Source organism: Clostridium frigoris, from assembly GCF_018861865.1.
Lineage (GTDB): Bacteria > Bacillota > Clostridia > Clostridiales > Clostridiaceae > Clostridium_AD > Clostridium_AD frigoris.
The window spans coordinates 42,160-63,518 of record NZ_JAHLDV010000014.1 but is presented as its reverse complement, the minus strand read 5'-3'; the positions used below and the strand labels follow the sequence as shown (position 1 = coordinate 63,518).

Sequence of the window (21,359 nt, the reverse complement as noted above, 5' to 3'; positions counted from 1 at the left end):
GCATTAAAAAAAAACATTAAAAGAGTAATTTTTTAATGTTTTTATTAAAATTAATAAGAAAAAAAGGCTATCTCTTAAAATGATTTTTTAATCATTTTGAGACAGCCCCTTTTATTAGTTGCTAATGCATCTTATAGGTCGCTTTTGCAGCGACCAAGGAGAACCTTTAATTTAGCTCCATTCTCGATCTATAATTTAAAAATTTCTTCTAAAAATGTGTATTTTGGAAGGCCATTTTCTATTGCTATTTTTGGCTCACCCATAATTAATGGAAGCGTGTACTCATAAGCTTCATGAGTTACGTTGTTACCCTGTGCATTTATCCATTCCTTAGGGAAGTATTTAATTTTATTTGCAACATTTGAAGTTTCAACTGCAAAAGTCTCTGATGTATAAGGTGTATTTGAGAGCCTTCTTATACCTATCATATTACCGCTAATTCCATGAATTGAGTACTCGGCTGCAGCTTTTCCTACCTCAAAGGCTTCATCTATATCGGTTTGTGAAGCGCAATGCATAGAGCAACGTTGAAGTGTGGAAAGTTCTAAAACTCTAACTTTCTCTGCGGTATTAGTGTTTAAAATTAAATTCTTTAGGAAGCCACATACACCACCTAACTGAGTGTGGCCAAACTTATCAAGATTAGTACCTTTTGCTTCTCCTATAAATTTACCTTCCTTGGTGTGGATACCTTCAGATACTACCACAAATACATGGCTTTTTTGAGTAAGTTTTCTACTTACATCTTCAATAAATTTATCAGCATCAAAGGCTACTTCCGGTAAATATATGAAATCAGCAACACGCTTACCGTTAATAGTTGCAATGCAGGAACTAGCTGCAAGCCAACCAGTATCACGGCCCATAGTTTCAAGTATGAATACACCTGTTGGGGAGTATACACTGGCATCTAGGAAGTTCTCAAGAACTGATGTGGCAATTAGCTTAGCTGCACTTCCAAAACCTGGTGTATGATCCATTATTGGTAGGTCATTATCTATAGTTTTTGGTATGCCAATAAATTTTACATCTTTATTATGTTTCTTTGCATATTTACTAAATTTATGTACAGTATCTTGAGAATCATTTCCACCTATATAAAAGAAGGTTTTAATTTCATATTCTTCTAATATTTCAAAAATTTTTATGTATTCTTCATTGTCTTCTTCAAATAATTTTAATTTATATCTACACGAACCAAGACCTGAAGAGGGGGTATATTTTAATCCTTTAACTTCATCATAATCAATGTCAGATAAGTTTATAATATGTTTGTTTAGAATACCTTGAATTCCATTTATTCCGGCATACACATTATCATAATAATGAGAGTTAATGTTTGATTCAAGAACACCTATAGCACTAGCATTAATTACAGATGTTGGACCACCTGATTGTGCTACTATACAATTTTTCATATAAGATTTCTCCTTTAAACAGTATTTAATTATTATAATAATTAATACATCCATCAATTATTATAAGGTAGATAAAAACAAATAACAACAATATCATTTGAAAATAAAAATATTCCATAAATTCAAAGACTAATTATACTATTAATGATAAAATATATGTATGATATTTTAAAATTTCTGTTTGTCTTTTGTTATATAAAATCAGGAGGGATACAATGCCAATTAATAATATAAACCATAAAGAGGGACACAAGAATAACATAATTTTAAAAGAAGTTAATATAAAAGGAAATCTGTGTGGGGAATTTGCTGAGTATACTATTGACCATGTATATGAGAATAAAGGAAGCAATGATGTTGAAGCAATTTATACTTTCCCGGTTCCAGATGGGGCTGTTATATCAGGGTTTGAGGCAGTGCTCGGTGGACGTACTATAAAGGGTTTAATACAAGATAAAGAAGAAGCAAATAAAACATATGAAAATTTCAAAAATAATGAAAATAATACTTTTTTACTAGAAGAATTTAGAGATAATATAATTAGAATAGTTATTGGCAAGATAATCTCTAATGAGGTTGTACAAATAAAAGTATCGTATATAGAAGAACTTAGTTATGAAAATAGAAATTTAAAATTAATTATTCCCACAATGATAACTCCAATAAATATTTCTAGAGAGAATGAATTACTTAATTGCGAGCAGGGAATAAAGAATAAGGATGATAATTACAAATTCACTTTAAGTTTACTCGTGGAATCTTTAACAAAATTAGAATTTAAGTGTTCTTCTCACAAATTAAAGGTTGAATATGAAGAAAACAATTTATATAAAGTGACCCTAGCTGAAAAAAATCAAAAAATGGATAAAGATCTAGAAATTATACTCGAAGAGCAAGAGAAGTTAGAAACTACAGGAATGATATATGAATATCCAAGAGAGGATAAAGGAATTTTGTATTTAAGATTTATTCCAGAAATTGAAATAGATCAAATAGCCTCTGGGGAAAATTATATTTTCCTTTTAGATATATCAGATTCAATGGGTGGAGACAAGTTAGTAGAGGGTAAAAATGCTCTTCAGCTATGTTTAAGAAACCTAGCAGTTGGTGATACATTTAATATTGTTGCCTTTGGAGATAAACTTCATTATTTTTCTAAAGAAATAAATGTTGATTTTAATGAAGAAAATTTAGATTTTGCTAGTAAATGGATTAAAGATCTTTCCGCTGAAAAAGAAGCAGTGATTTTTGATGCAATAAAGTATGCTCTCCTTGATAAAGATGATAAAGAGGAAAATATAATATTTTTATTTACAGATGATGCAGCTTACGATGAAAAGGAAATATTAGATTTTGTAGAAGAGAATATTAAAGAAAGTAGAATATTTCCTTTTGGAATAAATACTTCAGTAAACAGTTATTTTATTAATAAATTAGCTCGTATTAGTTATGGCGCTGCAGAAGTTATAAATCCAGATGAGCGAATTGAGGATATAGTACTTAAACAATTTAATAGAATTAAAAATCCGATAGTTACTGACATTGAAATAGATTGGGGTAAAATGAAGGTTGAAACAACTTTCCCAAGAACTATTGAATATATGTATGATAAGGAACCATTTTCTATTTTTGCAAAAGTTAATGGCGATGTAGGCGGAGTTGTAATCTTAAAAGGAAAAGTAGGGAGAAATAGAATTCAAAGAGTAATTTTATTGAATGATCTAGAACTTGAGGAAAATGTTAATCTTATTGAAAAAATGTGGTATAAAAAACGAATAGAATCTCTTCAACATAGAGTTAAATATGAAAGAGGAGAACTTCAAGAAGCAATGAATAATAAGATTGTTGAAATTTCTAAAAAAGTTGGTATAATATGCAAAGAAACCGCATTTATTCTTTATGAGGAAATGGAAGATCCAATAGTAGGCATAAGAATAAGAGAGATTTTACCTGTTAAAACAACAAAAAGATTGGAAACTTTTTATGGAGATTTAGCTCAGGATTCTGAATCAACATCATTTTATTATAAAGATGTCTCGAAACAAGAGGACGAGTATGATAAATATGAAAACTATAATAGAAAGGAGCTACTAAGACTTTTAGCTTCTAATCAATTTGCTAGTGGAGCTTTTGGTGTAAATGCTAAGGACACCTTAGAAAGTAATATAAGATATACTATAAAGACAATATTAGCGTTTATGATAGGTAGTGGAGATATTAAAATATATAAAAATCAATTAAATAAATCTTTAGAGTTTTTAAATAAAACATTACAAAATGTTGACCTTAATTTAAATAATGAATTAAATTTAAATAAACAAGAATATTTAAGTTTATTGTTAGTTTTTAAATTATCTATAAAAAAAGATGTAGCATTGTCTTTCCACAAAGAGAATATTGAGAAGAAAATTCAAGAAATTGAAGAAAAATTTCAATATCAAAATGTTAGTGTAGATGAGATCCAAAAGGAATTCATTAAGGGTTTAAAGTTAGAATTTGATTTAAATGAAAGAGCCAATCAGTCAAAGGATACACTTGATTTTATAATTAATATAACAATTTTAAAAAATATTTAAATATAAAAATCCTGCATCTATATGTAGGATTTTGTCTTGTTCTAATAAAAAAATAAAGTAGCTAAAAATAACATGTTGAATATACATACTGTTTATTTTTAAGATAGCTTAGCTTAAGGAAGTAGGGTTATGATAACTAAAGGTGTAAAAGATTTAAGATATTACGACTCAGAAATAATTATAAAAAGAAATAACATAAGAAATATATTCATTACTAAATCTAAAAATGTGAAAACGGGTGATATACAATGTATGTCAAATGATGACCTTAAAATTATATTTGATTTATATGATGAAATATTTTTTAATAATTATTTTAGAGAAAATTTCAAGGGAACTTTAAAATTTTCATTATCTACTAGGATGACATCAGCTGCAGGAAAAACCATATATAGTAGAAAAATAAAATTATTAGAAGAAGCACAAGAATCATATGAAATTAGGATGGGCATAAAATTCTTTTTTGAGTATTACAAGGTAGAAAGAGATAAGATTGTATCAGGAATTAAAACAAAAGATTCATTAGAAGCATTTCAAATAGTATTTGAACATGAATTATGCCATTTGATTGAGCTGCATCTTTACAAAGAATCTAGTTGCAAAAAGATTAGATTTAAAACGATGGTATATAATATGTTTGCTCATACGGACGTGGTTCATCAATTACCAAGCCAAAAGGAAATAATATCAGAAAAATATGGATTGATAATAGGACAAAAGGTGAGTTTTTTGAATGATGGTAAAACATATAATGGGTTCATATATAAAATCAACAAAAGAGCAACCGTTATGGTAAAAGATAACAAGGGAACTTATGGGGATGAAATGGGTAATGTGTATTCTAAATGGTATGTACAATTTGAAAAACTTAACTATTAGACAGACAATTACTTTATTTTATAAAATATGATATAATTTAGTAATAGTAAATTATAAAATTTTAAATTAATACTTAATTAAATTAATATAATACTTAAATAGGAAGGTGACAAAAATGAAAAAATTTCTTTCAGTAATATTATGTAGTGTATTTGTCTTTACGTTGGCTGCTTGTGGAAAAGCTGAGGTAAAAGATACTAGCACAAAAAGCGAAGTAAAAGAAGAATCAACAGTTACCGCTAAAGCAGAAAAACCAGTAGCATCTACAGTGACTCCTACAGTAGAACCAACAGTGGAACCAACAATTAAACCAACAGTTAAAAGTGAAGACATAAAAAGTAGAGAAGTCGTATTGTATTTTAGTGATGACCAAGCTATGTACTTTGCCTCAGAAAAAAGAACAATGAAGGCACCTACAGCTAAGTCAATTGTAGAGGAATTAGTAAAGGGACCAGCTGTAAAAAGTGGTAGCACAGCAAAATCATATGCAACATTACCTACGAATCTACAAGTGTCAGATGTGGAAATCAAGGAAAATATAGCTTATGTTAATTTGAAAACGAAACTAAATGTAGAAGGATCAGCAGGAGAACAAATGGCTTTATTTTCAATAGTGAATACACTAGTTTTAGATAAGGAATTAGGAATTACAAAGGTTCAATTTCTTCTTGCTGGAGAAAATGTTAAGACTATTGGTGGTCAATATGATGTTAGTGAACCTATGAGTGAAAATAAGGAAATGATGAAATAATACAAAGTAAATAGCAGTATTATAGTTTTTGTAATGTTAAAGGCAAGTTTTATAAAAGGTACAACTAAACAAATAACAAATCAATATGCTAGTCTATTTGTTTTGTTATTTGTTTTTATGTACCTAAAAACTTGCCTTTTACCCTAGGGATTTTTTGACAACCTAAAACGATTTTCACTACAACCCATATACATACTTACATACCCATATTTTATCTTTCGATAACGCACAAGCATTACAGCACATATATACATCTTTGCTCGACAATATGGAACCCCTTGGGAGCTAAAATAATCTCTCAATTAAGAAAACCCCTAGTCTTATAAATATCACATTTATATAAATAACAAAAAAGAGTTTTAGTTTATTTTTATGTGTAATAATAAAACCTGCGGAGACCCATATCATCTTAGCTCGAATATTACACATCCTGGAGAACCATATATATACAGTGAGGCACATATACAGCTGTTAAGAACCCATAATAATCTTCCCTCTGGCATATAAAAAACCTTAGCAGATCTCGTACACACCTTTGGCCGAATGCTTTAAAGCTATTTCAACCTACAAGCACTCTAGGCTCAACCATAATAAATCATCTACTGACATTATTGTATGCTTTTTTTAAATTATTATACTTTGATTTTTATGGTAAAATATATAATAGGTGGTGGAGAAATAATGAGTGAAACATTTCGATTTATTCATGCTTCAGACTTGCATTTAGGATCTTTTCTTAATATAAATGGAAAACCACAAGAAAAATTACAAGACTTGTGTAAAGACGCTGTATATGATGGCTTTAAAAGAATTTGTCTCAGAGCTATTTCATTAAAAGTGGATTTTATATTGATTTGTGGAGATGTTTATGACAGTCATTTAAGGTCGGTTAGAGGAAATAAAATTTTTATAGATCAATGTATAATATTAAGTGAAAAAAATATAAACGTATATGTAATTTATGGTAATCATGATGTTGCATGTGGTGCCGAGGAGTTGTTTGATTTGCCTCCTAACTTACATATCATAAGTTCTGAAAAAACAGAAATTTTTGAGGTATACAAAGAAGATAAAGTTATTGCAAAAATCATAGGAAAATCCTATAAACATCGATCAGAAAAAGAAAAATCTTACGAAAACTATTTATTAGATAATGATGTTTTTAATATTGCAATGCTACACACTGCATTAGAGGGAGATAATAAAAATTATATTCCTTGCACTGTGAGTGATCTTAAGGCGGTGGCCAATATTGATTACTGGGCACTAGGACATATTCATAAAAAAAGTATTATAAATGATACTAAACCTATCATAGCTTTTTCTGGAATTCCACAAGGTCGTGATATGGGGGAGCAGGGAGCGTGCGGTGTTTATTACGTAGAGGTATGTAAAAAAGAGGTTGTAAATATGGAGTTTTTACCTATATCAACAGTTGTGTATAAGAAGGTAGAGATAATAATCGCGGATGATAAAAAAGTACAAAATTATAGCGATTTGCTCCTGGTTATTAATGATGAACTAAGTAGCTTATCAAATGAGGAATTATTAGATGATTTTAAAGGTTATATTATTCGATTGGTCATAAGAGGAAGAACAGATATGCATAATAAAATAACTCATATGACTGAAGAGGATTATAAAGAGTTTTTAGGAAATATAAACGAAGAGATAAGTTCAGAGAAGCATTTTATATGGGTAGATTCTATAATATTTAGGACATCAATCCCTATGCAAAATTTTGAAGAACTTAAATCGCAAAATCCTATTTTTAAAGATCTAGAAGAAGTAATCGGGTTATATACTACGGATTCTGAACTTAAAAATGAACTTGTAAAAAATTGGGGTGTGATTTGGAAAAAACAAATTTTCACGGAAAATATAGAGGCCGATAAATTTGATTTTGATGAGGAAATGATTTCTGATATTATATCACAGGCTAGAGAATTGCTTATTGAGAAATTGGTAGAGGTTTTGGAAATAACATAGGGTGGTGAAGATTTGAAAATTACACAGCTAGATATTAGAGATTTCGGAGTATTTCAAGGTGAAAAGCTGGAAGGACTAGGAAATGGGATTATAGTTGTTGGTGGAGCTAATAGATCTGGTAAAACTAGTTTGATGCAAATACTTAGAAATATACCTTTTGGGTTTTCGAAGGGGAGCATGTTACCACCACCTAAATTCCAATATGATGTAAGATGCGATTTAAGCTTAGAGGATGGAAAAGAAGTAAATGTAATGTTAAAAGGGTTTAGTAATCCAGAGGTAGTTTATAAAAATGGCGACGTCAAAGGTTCTAATAAAGGGTTATATGATATAGATAAAGGAACCTACAAAGAACTGTTTACAATAAGTCTTGATGAATTAAATAAGAACTCAGATAAGGAAGATAGTAATTTACAGTCAATGCTTCTAGGTGCGGGGTTTAAGCATATTGTAAAGATACCTGGAGTTGCTAAAGAATTAAGACAAAAGGCTAATGAAATTGGTGGAACAAGGGGAAATCCATCTACCAAAATGTTTAAACCATTTGAGGAGAATATTAAAAAAGGGGTAGAGGGAAGAAAAAGGTCTATGCTGCAGTTAACATCTTATTTGCAAAAGAAAAACAATCTGTTACGTCTTGAGGATAATATAATTTTAAAGGAAAAGCAGATTCAAAAAAGTGATAATAGTATAATTAAATTAGAAATTTTAAAGCATAATTATGAGCTTAATGAAAAAAAGATGAATCTTAAGGGAGAGCTTAAAACGTATTTTTACGCTCCTGATTATGTAAAAGAATATAATATAGAAAGAGCTGAAAACTTAAAAATTCAATATGTTAAAGAATTAGAGAAGTATAATAAGGATAATTATGAATTTCAAAGAGAAATATCTACAGATGATTTTATTAAAGTGATTTTAATGGAAAATAAAGCAGTAATTATTAATTATTATAATGGTGTATCAGGTTTTAAAGAGCAAACTAAGAATATTATTTGCCTTAAAAACGAGTGTTATGAAAAAACTGGAACGTTAATGAATAAGATAAAAAGAGCTAACGATAACTGGACTAGTTTTGATGATGTGGCAGATGTTAGTTGTGATGATATGCAACAACATATTTTAAATCAAAATATTGAAAAGTTTAAAAAGATAAAGGGTGATAAAATAAATCTTGATAAAATAATAGAAGATTCAAAAATGCATAGAGAAATTTTAGAAAAACAAATAGTACCTCGAGATGCAAAAACATATATGGAAAAGTATTTGTATATCACTATGTTATTTATGATTATAGGGGTAGTATTGTTTTTTATAGATAAAATGCTTGGGTGCTCTATAATAATAATTGGAGCATTAGGTACATCCCTATATTTATTTATAAATCATTCTAACGCAAAATCAATTGTAGGTAGAAATGTAGAAATTAAAGCGCAAGTTGATAACATAATAATAAATTCTAAAAGTAATTCCCAGGAAATAAAAAAAATAGATGAAACACTAAAAGAACTAAATAACATAATGGATGAGTATAGGGATATTCTAAAACTTGACGAGCAAGTTTCAGCTGATGGCATAAAAGATTATTTTAAAACAGTAGCTTATTTAAAAGATGAGATATTTGAGTATTATTTATTAAAGAAAAAATTAATGGACCAGTTTGACGAGCTTTGTGAAACGTTAAATAACATTGATAATTTACTTACTAAATTTATAAAATTTAGCATTAAAAGTTTAGAGGTAATAAATTTAGAAAAAATAAGCTTGGATAATATTAATAATATTTGCAATGACTTATTATTAAAAATAGAAACCTTACATAAACACTTGATGCTTTTAGAAAAAGCTGATACAAGTTTTTCAAAGCTTAAAATATTAGAGAAGGAAATAGTAGATTTCCTTTGTGTTAAAAACGTAGAGGATATAATTTCAGATATACAAAATTATATTAATGAGGGAAAAAAGTATATAAGATATAAAAAACAGCAAGATGAATTTAAAATTATACAAGAAAAATTGTTGCAATCAGTAAAGAGCCATCGCATAAAAGATATACTATATAATGAAAAGAGCGATTTTGTACAAACTGATAATGAAAGTAATAATTTATTAAATACCCTTGAAGAGTTATATAATCAGTATATAAATATTGATGAACTTAATTATGATTTTAAAGTTTCAAGTGCTGAAAATAAAGAATTAATTAAGCAACTAGATATTTTAAAAAATGAAAAACAAACATTAAAAGATGAGGTCAGAGCCTTAAATTCAGATGAGATGTTATTACAATATGAGAAAGATATTATTGATGCAAGAGAAAAGTTAAGACCACTTGCAGAGAATTATGCTGTATACAATACGGCAGCCTTATTTCTAGAGAAAATCAGAGAAAGATTTTTAGAAAATACCAAGGATAAATTGTTAAAAGGGGCTAGTAGCATCCTAAGCGAAATAACCTCTGGTGAATATAAAGATATTATGCCGCGAGATAATTTAATGCAGGGAGATTTTAAAACAAAGTTATGTGATGAGAGTATAAAAGAGAGTTCAAAAGAGTTAAGTCGTGGTACAAAAGAACAATTATTTTTGGCGGTTCGTATAAGTAGAATAAAAGAAATTAAGCAAAAGTTACCAGTGGTTTTTGATGATTCCTTTGTTAACTTCGATATAGCACATACAAAAAATACAGTTAAAGCATTGGTAGAATTATCAAAAACAAATCAAATCTTTGTTCTTACTTGTCATGAAACCCTAGTAGAACTAATAATGGCAAAGGCATCTACTGCTTTATATTTTAAATTAGATAAGGGGAGATTTACAAAAAGTTCAGGTGCTAATTTAAAAGAATACCTTAAAGAGCTGTAAGTAAAAAGGGTATCACTCAAAAGAATGAGTGGTACCCTCTATATATTACAAAAAAATATTTTTTATAACCTTGTGATTCGAGCCAGCTAATTGCAGCTGCTTCATTATCAAACATTGTAGGAGTTACGGTATTTACAGAACCTCGGTTTAGGTTCATTTTAACTATCGCACTAGTAGCTATTATAGCCCCAGTAGTTAAGCCAATAGTAGCTGCCCATGTAGTATGAGCCTGAAGTTCTGAAGTTATTGCAGAAGTTTTATATTCTCTTACGTCGCAACATTTTGCCCATTTTTTATCTTTAACCAAAGGTGCAATCTTTGAAACATAGTCTGCTTGAAATCTTTTAAAATCGTCTGTAGTCCAAAATCCCTTTTGCATCTCTTGAACTATAGTACCATTAGGGCTTACCTCAAGTGTGTATTTACCTTTTATATCTGTTACTTTCATTTTAATTCCTCCTAGTTATTTATATTATTTTTCATTATTAAGTGATTTAAATCTATCAGCAACAGCTGGTGATTCAGAACCATCAGTAATCAATTCCACTACTAATGGACCAGCTGTAGTTTTTATTAGCTTTTTATATGTGTCTAATTCCTCTACACTAGTTACTGCTATGGATTTAATACCCATAGCTTCTGCAATAGCTTTTATTGATACCCGCTCTTGAATTAAACCCTCTAGAGGTCTACCAAATAGGTACTTGTGACCATGTTCTACGTATCCAAGCATACTGTTGTTTATTACAAAGTATATTATTGGTAATTTATATTCTTTTGCAACTAGTATTTCGCTACCATTCATGAAGAAGGCACCATCACCTACAACAACAGCTGTTGTAATATTTTTATGTGCTAAAGATGTCCCAATTGCACCACCTATAGCTACACCCATTGCTCCATAATTAAGACTTATACTAAATTCACTCTTTTCTTTAATAGGTAAATATTTAAATACGAAATTCATATATTCACCTACATCAGAAAGTAAATGATATTTTTCTGGTAGTAGATCTGGTAGTTTTTCTAAAAACAATCTAGTAGATAAACCAGTATGGCTTTTGTCTATATAAGGTGAATTCAAAATAGAGTTATCTATTGATCTATTATTCTTCTTGTAGCAATTACTTCTTAATAAAGCTAAAGCTTCTTTTAAACTATAAATAACTGCTAAATCTACATTAAATACCTTATTAAGTTCACTTTTGTCCCAATCGATATGAATGGATTTGCTACCTTTTATAAGCACGTCATTGTAATTCCTTGTAGCTGATTCACCGAGACTTGTCCCAAGAATTAACACACAATCTATTTTATTATTTTCAATGTAATTAACACCTAGATCAGAACCAGAAAAACCATAACTACCTAAATTATTTTTGAAACTAGTTGGTATTATGCCTTTACCCTCAGGCGTTGTTACTATTGGCCAATCTAGCTTGTCACTTAGAGCCATAACGTAAGCTCCTAAGTTATTACAACCTCTGCCAACTAAGATTAGACCAGTTTGACTTGCATTTATTAGGTCAACTGCTTCTAATAATAATTGTTTAGTGTAATTTAAAGATTCTATATCTAATAAGCGTGTTTTATCAACAAATGAAGAGTCGATAAATTCATTAGCCATAATATCAGATACAAGGCTCATTTGTACATCTATAGGAATAGAAATATGTACAGGACCATAAGGTGGGGTTAAAGCAATTACCAATGCTTCTTTTATAGCCTTTAATACTTCATCTGGGTTTATAACTGTTCTGCTGTACTTTGTTATTGGCTTAACTATGTACTCAGTATTAAGTTCTTGAATGGCACCTTTACCTATTTGATGCCTATTAACGTAACCACTAATTATAAGTACAGGCAATTTTCTTCTTGAGGCATCAGCAATACCATTTATAGCATTATTTAATCCAACTGCACCACCAAGTATTGCTACACCTAATTTTTCAGAGGCATCCGCATAATTCGTAGCAGAGTATAATGCACCAGCCTCATTTTTTGTTATTATTGGCTTAATAGTTGTGTCATTCAATGAATCCCATAAAGAACTACAAGTGCCTGCTGAAATCCCGAAAACGTATTCTACTCCATTACGTTCTAGAAATTTAGTAATACAGGTTGATAACTTCATTATTTTTTGCTCCAATTCATCTGAAAATATATTTGTATTTATCAATTGCTAATTCACATTCGAGTATTGTCTCATCTTCTATGCCTGTTAATTTAGTTAATATACAACATAATGCATAAAAAGACTTTTTATCCATTTATTATCCTCCTTTTTACTTATTGCAGCATATAAATTATATCATGGTAATATATCTAAATATTTTGACAATATTTTCATTGTATTAGTAAAACAATGTCGTTATTTATACTTCGTATAATTTCACAAAAACATTAGAGAAAATTAAAAAAAACTTAAAATAACTATAAGAGTAGATTAATCATCTCCTTCGGAGCTATTAATCATCTCCTTCGGAGCTGCAGATTAACGACTTCAGAAGGAGATTTATATTCCACTGAAATTTTGTTTATGATAGGGTAGTTAACTCACACTTATAGAGAGGGGAGACTTTCCTTCTAAAATGTCATTAAATTTTTTTGAAATGGACACTTAAATAATGGTATAATAAACTTTGTAAAACAATTATTAGAAGATATTTATGACAAGTTTATTAGTGCAATTAAACGGAAAGTGAAGTGGTAATTATTAGTAAGGCATTATTTATTACAGAAAAACCAAGCGTTGCTGCGGAGTTTGCCAAAGCATTAAAAATAAATGGTAGGAAGTCAGATGGATTTATAGAGTCTGATAAAGCTGTAGTAACATGGTGCGTGGGACATCTTGTTACTATGAGTTATCCTGAAAAATATGATATGAAACTTAAAAAATGGTCTTTAAATACGTTGCCATTTTTACCTAAATCATATAAATATGAAGTTATAGAAGGAGTTAAAAAACAATTTAATATAGTTAAAAGTCAATTAATACGCGAAGATATTGATAGAATCTATGTTTGTACAGATTCAGGAAGAGAAGGGGAGTACATATATAGATTAGTTGATGATATGGCAGGCAAACCTGATAAACAAAAACGAAGAGTGTGGATAGATTCACAAACAGAAGCAGAGATTATTCGTGGTGTTAAAGAAGCAAAGGATTTAAGTGAATATGATAATTTATCAGAAGCTGCTTACTTAAGAGCCAAAGAGGATTATTTAATGGGAATTAATTTTTCAAGGCTTTTAAGTTTAGTCTATGGAAAAACTGTAAGTAATTATCTTGGAAAAAATTATATAGTTATTGCTGTTGGGCGAGTAATGTCATGTGTGCTTGGGATGGTTGTCCAAAGGGAAAGAGAAGTTCGGGAGTTTATAGTTACTCCTTTTTATAGAATTATTGCAAGTTTGAATGTAAGCGAAGATTGCAATTATGATGGAGAGTGGAAGTCGGTCGAGGGTTCAAACTATTTTGAATCCTCTATGCTTTATAATGAGAGTGGATTTAAGACCCAGGAAGATGCTGAAAAGTTAATAGGAGAGCTAAGAGATTATAGTATTGATAATAATGTCTTAGTTGAAAATATTTCTAAGAAAAAGGAAAATAAAAATGCACCATTACTTTTTAATTTAGCAGAAATGCAAAATGAATGTTCTAAGAAATTCAAAATAAATCCAGAGCAAACTCTTAGTCTCATTCAGGCATTATATGAGAAAAAAATGCTTACATACCCAAGAACGGATGCTAGGGTATTGTCTACAGCAATATCAAAAGAAATAGATCAGAATATAAGAAAATTAATTAAATTAAATGGAAATACTGAGATAAATAATATAGCTAAGAATATCATAGAAAAAAAATGGTATATTGGTATTGCTAAAACAAAGTATGTTGATGATAGCAAAGTAACAGATCATTATGCTATTGTTCCAACAGGTGAAGGCCTTCAAAATTATACATCATTAAAGGAAATGGAAAAGAAAGTGTATAATTTAGTGTTAAGACGGTTTCTCGCAATATTTTATCCACCAGCTGTGTATAACAAGGTTTCGGTTATAACAAAGATAAATAAGGAAAGATTTTTTACGTCAGACAAAGTTTGTGTTGAACTTGGATACCTAGAAGTTCTTAAACCAGATAGTGATAGTAATGATAGTCAAAATACAAATATGAAATTTTTAAGCACCCTAAAAAAAGGACAAACAGTAAAACTTAAAGATTTAGTAGTTAAAGAAGGTAAGACTTCACCTCCTAAAAGATTTACTACAGGATCTATAATTATAGCAATGGAAAATGCGGGTAAACTTATTGAAGATGAAGAGCTAAGAGAGCATATAAAAGGTTCTGGTATTGGAACAAGTGCTACTCGCTCAGGAATTTTAACAAAGCTTGAAAAGATAGAATATATTAAAGCTAATAATAAAACTCAAGTGGTTATGCCTACACTACTTGGAGAAATTATTTTTGATGTGGTGAAAAATTCTATTCCTACGCTTTTAAATCCAGAATTAACAGCCAGTTGGGAAAAGGGATTAACTATGGTTACTCAAAGTGAAATAGCTGGTGATATATACATGGATAAACTTGAAAATTATATAGTTAAAAATACTGATAGAGTACTTCAGCTAAATAATGGAATGAGACTTAAAAGCAATTTTGATAGGGCAAGTGAATTTTACAAAAATTCTAAAGCTTGAGTGTAATAATAGAAAAGATAAGCAGAAATTATAATACACCTTCTGTTTATCTTTTTTCTGTAGCGATCCAGGAGATGATTTAACTAATATCATAAGTAAAGGGAGATGGTGCTAATTGGCAAAAGATAAAATAATTTATGTTTGCAAAGAGTGTGGATCACATGCTGCAAAATGGATGGGAAAATGTAATGATTGTGGTGCATGGAATTCTTATGAAGAGAAACTTGTTAAGGCGGCTTCCGCTAAATCAAATGCCGTAAATAGTAGGATAGCAGCAGCTAAACCTACAAAACTAAGGGCAGTGCTGCAATCAAACAGTGACAGAATAATTACTGGAGTTTCAGAGTTTGACAGAGTTATGGGTGGAGGGATAGTTCGCGATAGTGTGACTATTATATCGGCGCCCCCAGGGGCAGGAAAGTCTACGCTTTTGTTACAACTCGCAAATTCACTTTCATTAAAAGACTATAAGATTTTATATGCATCTGGAGAGGAAAGTAAGAGCCAAATTAAAAATAGAGCTGATCGAACAGTAAAAGAAATAGCTGATAATTTTTGGGTTGTTTCTGATACAAAGCTTGACGAAATAATACAACATATAGAAACTGTCGATGCTGATCTAATAATACTTGACAGTATTCAAACATTCACTTTGGATGAATATTCAAGTTCTAGGGCGGGTTCCCCTACTCAAGTAATTGAATGTGCAACAGCTTTAAAGAATATAGCTAAGAATCCAGATAGACCAAGAGCTGTTTTTCTAGTTGGGCAAATGACAAAAGCAGATGAAATGGCAGGACCACGAATACTCGAGCATTTAGTAGACACTGTATTATATCTTGAAGGTGAAGATGGAGAAGAACTAAAACACTTGGTAAGTAAGAAGAATCGTTTTGGAAACACAGAAGAAAGTGGTATGTTTAGACTTTCGGATATAGGAATGGAAGAAATTACTGATCCTTCTGAGTTTTTTATGACTAAAAGAGATGAGTTAGTTCCAGGAAGTGCTTTAGCGGTTATAAAGGATGGAACAAGACCAATTGTTATAGAAATAGAAAGTCTAGTATCTAAATCATTTACCCCTTACCCAAGCAGGCTAAGTGAGTGTTTTGCAAGGAAAGAGCAACTAGGAACCCTTATATCTATCCTTGAAGAACGTGGAGGAATAGGGCTTTATGATAAGAATGTTATTATAAAAGCAACAGGAGGTCTTAAACTAACTGAAACATCAGTCAATCTTGCTGTAGTTATGAGCATAGCATCATCATCACTTAATCACGGAATAGCTACAGACACAGTGTTTATTGGAGAATTAGGGTTAACTGGAGAACTAAAAAAAGTCCCATCCTTAGAACAAAGGCTAAAAGAAGTAGATCGAATGGGATTTAAAAAGGCATACATACCTCAAAATTGTTTAAAAGCGGGGGTTAAATTTAAAAATCTAAGAGTCATTCCATGTAAAAGACTAACAGATGTTATAACAAAAGAATTTAAATAACATCTGTTAAGTATGAACTTTCTCCTACGTGACTCCGAATAAGAGATTGAAACGTGAAGGTGATTAAGTAATTCTAACATTTTGCAAATATAAAATTCTCTAACACTCACATTCGCCTTCCTGGCTCAGGTTCGCTAGCCTGCCGTCCTGGCAGGCTTACGAGAATTTAATATTGGCAAAATAAGAATTTCTAAATTAACTTTCAATGTTTTCACTCTTCTTATTTGGAGTCATATCCGGAGAAACTTCATACGAATTCGGGCGGTGAATGCTAATATAGATAGTTTCTAAGCTAATCACAACTTAACAGGTTTTTTAACCAATACTCTAATACATAAAAAAGTATATATTACGTATAATGTATTTAATAGGCTTTAGTACTTCTTTTTTTATAATTAATTCAAATAATAACAACAAGACCACTGAAATATTTACACAAATTTCAGTGGTCTTGTCACATAATTATCATTTGACTTAAGAAGATTTAAGCCGATAGGCTGTTGGTCTTCACCATATATCATTGTTAGTTTTTATACTATGTCCTCTGATGACCGGATATATATAAAACTATGAAATTTCTTCATAGTAATTGAAAATAAGAAGAGCAGAAACATTGAATTCAAAAGAGATATAACATATCGACAGCCTAACGGCTAAAAGATTTTTTTGTAGAGTATTGAGATTTAACATTTTATTTATCTGTTATAGTGCCAAGATATATATTAGTATAATTGTATAGTAGTATGAAATTTCTCCGGGAATGACTATAAATAAGAAGAGCGGAAATATTTAATTCAAAGGATATGTACCACATCCATCGACAGCCTAACGGCTAAAGGACTTATTTTTGTAGAGATTATTGAATTTATTATTCTATTTATCTGATATACCTTTGAGATACATATTAGGATAACTGTATAGCAGAAATATTTATTAAAAGGATATGTACTATATACATGGACAGCCTAACGGCTAAAAGATTTTGTTGGAGAGTATTGAGATTTGTCATTTTATTTATCTGTTATAGTGCCAAGATATATATTAGGATAACTGTATAGCAGTATAAAATTTCTCTGGGAGTGGCTACAAATAAGAAGAGTTGAAACATTGAAATTTCTTAATGGGATTTCACGTTTCAAACTCTTATTTGTAGCTACATAGGAGAACCTTAATATGGTAATACACTTTTTCCTATTTTATAATTAATTCAAACAATTTCTTAGCTGCCTTTTTAGGACCATCTTTCTCTTGTCCTTTAACTCCAAGTGAGGTTCTAATTTGTCCAACTTTTACTCCTGTTATGAAGAGGTCATCAAAATATTTGTCTATAAGTACATTTACTAGTTCTTGTTTTTGTACAGGACCAAATGGATTTGCAAAATAAGATGTTACAAGGCCTAATTCGGTTGTAGTGCCTTTTGCCATTCTAGCACCTCTTTTGCAAACATCAATTGCATCCTTTGCATTTGTAAAGAAGTTAATTTCTTCAATACCATCTTTTACTTCTTCATAATTATTTGCATAAAGAAATAAATCTATAGGGTATCCCTTAATAATATCTTTATAGCTTGCTACTGGCATAACTAGTCTTGCGTTAATTTTATCAGGATTCATAAATATACTTCTATCTATTTCCTTAAAAGCATAACCTGTATCTAAATCGTCTAGTCTTACGAAAGCTCCAATTTCTGTTCCAAAGGCTAGTGGTTTTGAACCTTCTTTTAAAGTTAAGTAACCCATGTCATCAAATACTATAGTCATATCACTTATATAATCCTCACTTAAACTTCTAAAAGCTTCTAGACTTTCAGATTTACCAGCACCGCTATCACCCATAATAACAACATTGGCACTGTTACCATTATTCATAATAATGTGGACCATTGCACCATGAATTGGTAGTGAACCTCGTTTAATCATTATTAGATTATGAAGTGTTAAGGCCATCTTTTTTACATATCCGAAGTAATCAATTTCGTCGCCGTAACTTATATAGCCAAGCATAATATCATTTTGCTTATCATCATAAAATACTGTTTTGACGATAGGGGCAGAATCTCTGGCAGAAAAAGAATCCTTAGCACCGAAAACAAAAACTATATCTGGCTTAATGTTTCTATACTCTTTTTCTTTTGCCATTTCAAATAAGTTGCATAGAGTTATAGCATGGGCCATAAAATCTCTGTGAACATAAATGAAGGCAAGCAGTGTGCCTACCTTAGCAGGGTAACAAAACCAATGGTCTGTGGTTATAGTACAATTTTTTAATGGGTTTTCAAAACATTCATCAAAAATTCCATCGCGTGTATTCTTTTTAGGGTAACTTATATAAGGTAAATCTAGAATTATTGCATCAATAAATGGAACATTTTTTAATTTTTCATATCCTAAAGGAATTGGCCAACTTATGCTATTAACAATTAAACCGGCGTTACCTCCTGCGGGTAATTGCCTGTAAACCTTAGGTTTATAACCAACCGCATTCTCTTCAATTTTTCTGTATAAATCAAGTATAAGCATTGAAAAATTATTGTTAGCTTCAACAAAGCTTGTTTTTTCTATACCCTCATTTATTTTGTTGTTGTGAATTATAGTATATCTTTCAAGTTTCCTCCAAAAGCCATAGAAATCTTCTATAAAGTCGATAAAAGTGCCTTTGCTATCTATAAGGGAGGTATATTTAGTATTTAAATTTATAATCTCATTTACATTGAGTACTGATAAGAGTTTAAACAAATGTATAATAAAAACATCTAAATCCTCATTCTCTGTTTGTGCATTTTGGATTAGATATTTATATATATTTGAGTTCTTCTTTTTTATTTTCTTAAGATAAGCGTTGAAAACTCTCCTGAATCCATCACTTTCCAATAATTTAACAGGGGTATTACAATATTTTGCAGTAAAATTTATCATTACTTTTTCATTACTTAAGGAAAATTCTTTTTTCAAGTTAACACCTCCACGTATAATTACGTAATTATTTTGATAATTGAAATTCATAATGATTAAGATTATCATAATCACCAATATATAATTGAATACTACATTATAATACTATAAACCTGATGCTAGTTCAATATTGAAATTGCAAAATGCTATTTTACATGGTTAATTAAATGGCGCAAATATTAAATGTATTAAGTTAGGAAATATATCCATTATTATATTATGGCTTACTATCATAGTATATTAAAATACATGTAAAAATAGGACAAAATTTAGTATAATTTTTAAAGGGATTACATTAACTAAAAAGTTAATGTAATCCCTTTTGTGAATGGACTAGTATCTTATTCTTCTACCACTACGATTTTTACGTCTACGTATAGACGATATTAATAAGAGAATTAATACTATAATAACAATTAGTATAACTACGATTGCAGCATAGATAATTATATTATTTTTGAATATAATAGTTTTTGAAACCATTGGATATAATTTATAAGTTTTAACATAATCCTTTTGTTTCACAACTAAAGTTCCAACAGAAGTTTTTTTATTAAGTTTCCATGGCTTTATTGGATCAACTTTAATAGTAGTTTGTCGTTTGACATTATTCTTATAAAATGTCACATCTTCTTTTGATGCAACTGGTATATTAATTGTTTTTGTTGGTCCTATAAATGGAATAACTTTATAGGGTACAGATATTGTTTTAATAGCAGTTTCTTTTTTATTTGTGATTTCTTTTTTAGCAGAATAACTATAATTAATAAGTTTTGTCATGTCATCAAAAACTATTGTATCTTTTGGTAGGTTATATGTAGAATCCATAACGACACCTATAATATGGCGACCATTACGTTCGTATATAGAAATTAGGCATCTTCCAGCCTTTATTGTATATCCAGTTTTACCACCTATGTTGCCAGCTATACCAAGCAGTTTATTCCTGTTAGTAACAGTAGCGGCGGGGCCATTAGTAGATTTAATTACACTTGTTTTTTTAGCCATAGACTTTTTTACCCAATCATTTTTATAAGCAGCTCTGCCTGCTAGAGTTAAGTCATAAGGCGTTGTATAGTGGTTGTCATTTGCATCATCTAAACCATTTGGGGTGATAAAATGAGAACCTGTCATTCCAAGCTTTTTAGCTTTGGCATTCATCATTTTTGCAAAATTAATTGGATTTCCACCAACGTTATCAGCAATCATATAAGCAATATCATTTCCAGAATAAAGAAGAAGGCCATCCATTACATTGTCAGCAGACATTGTATCCCCAATAGCTACAGGATGAATATTTAGGTTATATGAGTATGGTGGTTGAGCCTTCGCATTTTTTGTATATTTTAAAGTGTCAGTTGTAGTCTTATTTTCAGCAAGTAGCAAAGCCGTAATAAGCTTTGTAATGCTCGCAGGGTACATTTTGTTATCAATATTTTTGGCGTAAATAATTTCATTAGTATCCATATCTACAGAAATTGCAGCTTTAGCATCTAATTCTGGCGGATTAGTAGCGGCTAAAACCGTTGTAGAAAAGACTAAAGTAAAGATTAGTGTAAATAATAAAAATGGGTTTCTTCTTTTCAATTTTCATCTCTCCAGTTTAATTAAATTTTTTGTTTATCTATGAGCAAACACAAGAATAAGTATAGCATTTTAATTTATGAAGAACAAGATACATTGTTTATTGGATTATATATAAAGCGAAGTTAAGAAAATGATAATAT

General features: G+C 30.0%; 12 protein-coding genes. 7 read left to right on the top strand and 5 right to left on the bottom strand.

The window, feature by feature from the left end:
- Positions 1-188: 188 nt before the first annotated feature.
- Positions 189-1,418: a 6-phosphofructokinase gene (locus tag KPL37_RS08695; RefSeq protein WP_216148049.1), complete on the bottom strand. Its 1,230-nt coding sequence runs from the start codon at positions 1,416-1,418 to the stop codon at positions 189-191.
- A 215-nt stretch (positions 1,419-1,633) separates the two neighbouring features.
- On the opposite strand from KPL37_RS08695, the gene KPL37_RS08690 reads away from it, so the two are divergent.
- The 5 genes from KPL37_RS08690 to KPL37_RS08670 all read left to right on the top strand — a co-directional run bounded on the left by KPL37_RS08690 (position 1,634) and on the right by KPL37_RS08670 (position 10,478).
- A complete protein-coding gene (locus KPL37_RS08690; protein ID WP_216148046.1) occupies positions 1,634-3,994 on the top strand; it encodes a VIT and vWA domain-containing protein in 2,361 nt (786 codons plus the stop codon).
- 129 nt (positions 3,995-4,123) lie between these two features.
- Positions 4,124-4,873 carry a SprT family zinc-dependent metalloprotease gene (locus KPL37_RS08685; RefSeq protein ID WP_216148043.1) on the top strand — a complete coding sequence of 250 codons (750 nt, stop codon included), beginning with the start codon at positions 4,124-4,126 and terminating at the stop codon, positions 4,871-4,873.
- Between the two features lie 115 nt (positions 4,874-4,988).
- A complete protein-coding gene (locus KPL37_RS08680; protein ID WP_216148040.1) occupies positions 4,989-5,624 on the top strand; it encodes a GerMN domain-containing protein in 636 nt (211 codons plus the stop codon).
- A 681-nt stretch (positions 5,625-6,305) separates the two neighbouring features.
- Positions 6,306-7,613, top strand: a complete 1,308-nt coding sequence (locus KPL37_RS08675; protein WP_216148037.1) for a metallophosphoesterase family protein — start codon at positions 6,306-6,308, stop codon at positions 7,611-7,613.
- Positions 7,614-7,625: 12 nt separating this feature from the next.
- A complete protein-coding gene (locus KPL37_RS08670; protein WP_216148034.1) occupies positions 7,626-10,478 on the top strand; it encodes an ATP-binding protein in 2,853 nt (950 codons plus the stop codon).
- Positions 10,479-10,494: 16 nt separating this feature from the next.
- On the opposite strand, the gene KPL37_RS08665 is transcribed toward KPL37_RS08670, so the two are convergent.
- The gene (locus KPL37_RS08665) at positions 10,495-10,926 is read right to left on the bottom strand and encodes a hypothetical protein (RefSeq protein ID WP_216148031.1); all 432 of its coding nucleotides are present in this window, start codon (positions 10,924-10,926) and stop codon (positions 10,495-10,497) included.
- A 24-nt stretch (positions 10,927-10,950) separates the two neighbouring features.
- Complete coding sequence (locus KPL37_RS08660) at positions 10,951-12,612, bottom strand: thiamine pyrophosphate-binding protein (protein ID WP_216148028.1); 1,662 nt, start codon at positions 12,610-12,612, stop codon at positions 10,951-10,953.
- A gap of 581 nt (positions 12,613-13,193) precedes the next feature.
- Between KPL37_RS08660 and KPL37_RS08655 the strand changes: the two genes are divergently transcribed.
- Positions 13,194-15,182: a DNA topoisomerase gene (locus KPL37_RS08655; protein ID WP_216148071.1), complete on the top strand. Its 1,989-nt coding sequence runs from the start codon at positions 13,194-13,196 to the stop codon at positions 15,180-15,182.
- 115 nt (positions 15,183-15,297) lie between these two features.
- Entirely contained in the window at positions 15,298-16,680 is a 1,383-nt protein-coding gene (gene radA, locus KPL37_RS08650) for a DNA repair protein RadA (protein WP_216148025.1), read from the top strand.
- Between the two features lie 1,191 nt (positions 16,681-17,871).
- Here the strand turns inward: radA and KPL37_RS08645 are convergent.
- Both KPL37_RS08645 and KPL37_RS08640 read right to left on the bottom strand, forming a co-directional pair.
- Complete coding sequence (locus tag KPL37_RS08645; RefSeq protein WP_216148022.1) at positions 17,872-19,632, bottom strand: phosphoenolpyruvate carboxykinase; 1,761 nt, start codon at positions 19,630-19,632, stop codon at positions 17,872-17,874.
- 333 nt (positions 19,633-19,965) lie between these two features.
- Positions 19,966-21,219 (bottom strand): D-alanyl-D-alanine carboxypeptidase family protein, encoded by a 1,254-nt coding sequence (locus KPL37_RS08640; protein ID WP_216148019.1) that lies wholly within the window; start codon positions 21,217-21,219, stop codon positions 19,966-19,968.
- Between the last annotated feature and the right edge of the window lie 140 nt (positions 21,220-21,359).

Excerpts from the sequence above, each read along its gene's own strand:
- KPL37_RS08675 (WP_216148037.1), top strand. The coding sequence starts at position 6,306 with ATGAGTGAAACATTTCGATTTATTCATGCTTCAGACTTGCATTTAGGA.
- KPL37_RS08685 (WP_216148043.1), top strand. The coding sequence starts at position 4,124 with ATGATAACTAAAGGTGTAAAAGATTTAAGATATTACGACTCAGAAATA.
- KPL37_RS08695 (WP_216148049.1), bottom strand. The coding sequence starts at position 1,418 with ATGAAAAATTGTATAGTAGCACAATCAGGTGGTCCAACATCTGTAATT.
- KPL37_RS08665 (WP_216148031.1), bottom strand. The coding sequence starts at position 10,926 with ATGAAAGTAACAGATATAAAAGGTAAATACACACTTGAGGTAAGCCCT.
- KPL37_RS08690 (WP_216148046.1), top strand. The coding sequence starts at position 1,634 with ATGCCAATTAATAATATAAACCATAAAGAGGGACACAAGAATAACATA.
- KPL37_RS08660 (WP_216148028.1), bottom strand. The coding sequence starts at position 12,612 with ATGAAGTTATCAACCTGTATTACTAAATTTCTAGAACGTAATGGAGTA.
- KPL37_RS08680 (WP_216148040.1), top strand. The coding sequence starts at position 4,989 with ATGAAAAAATTTCTTTCAGTAATATTATGTAGTGTATTTGTCTTTACG.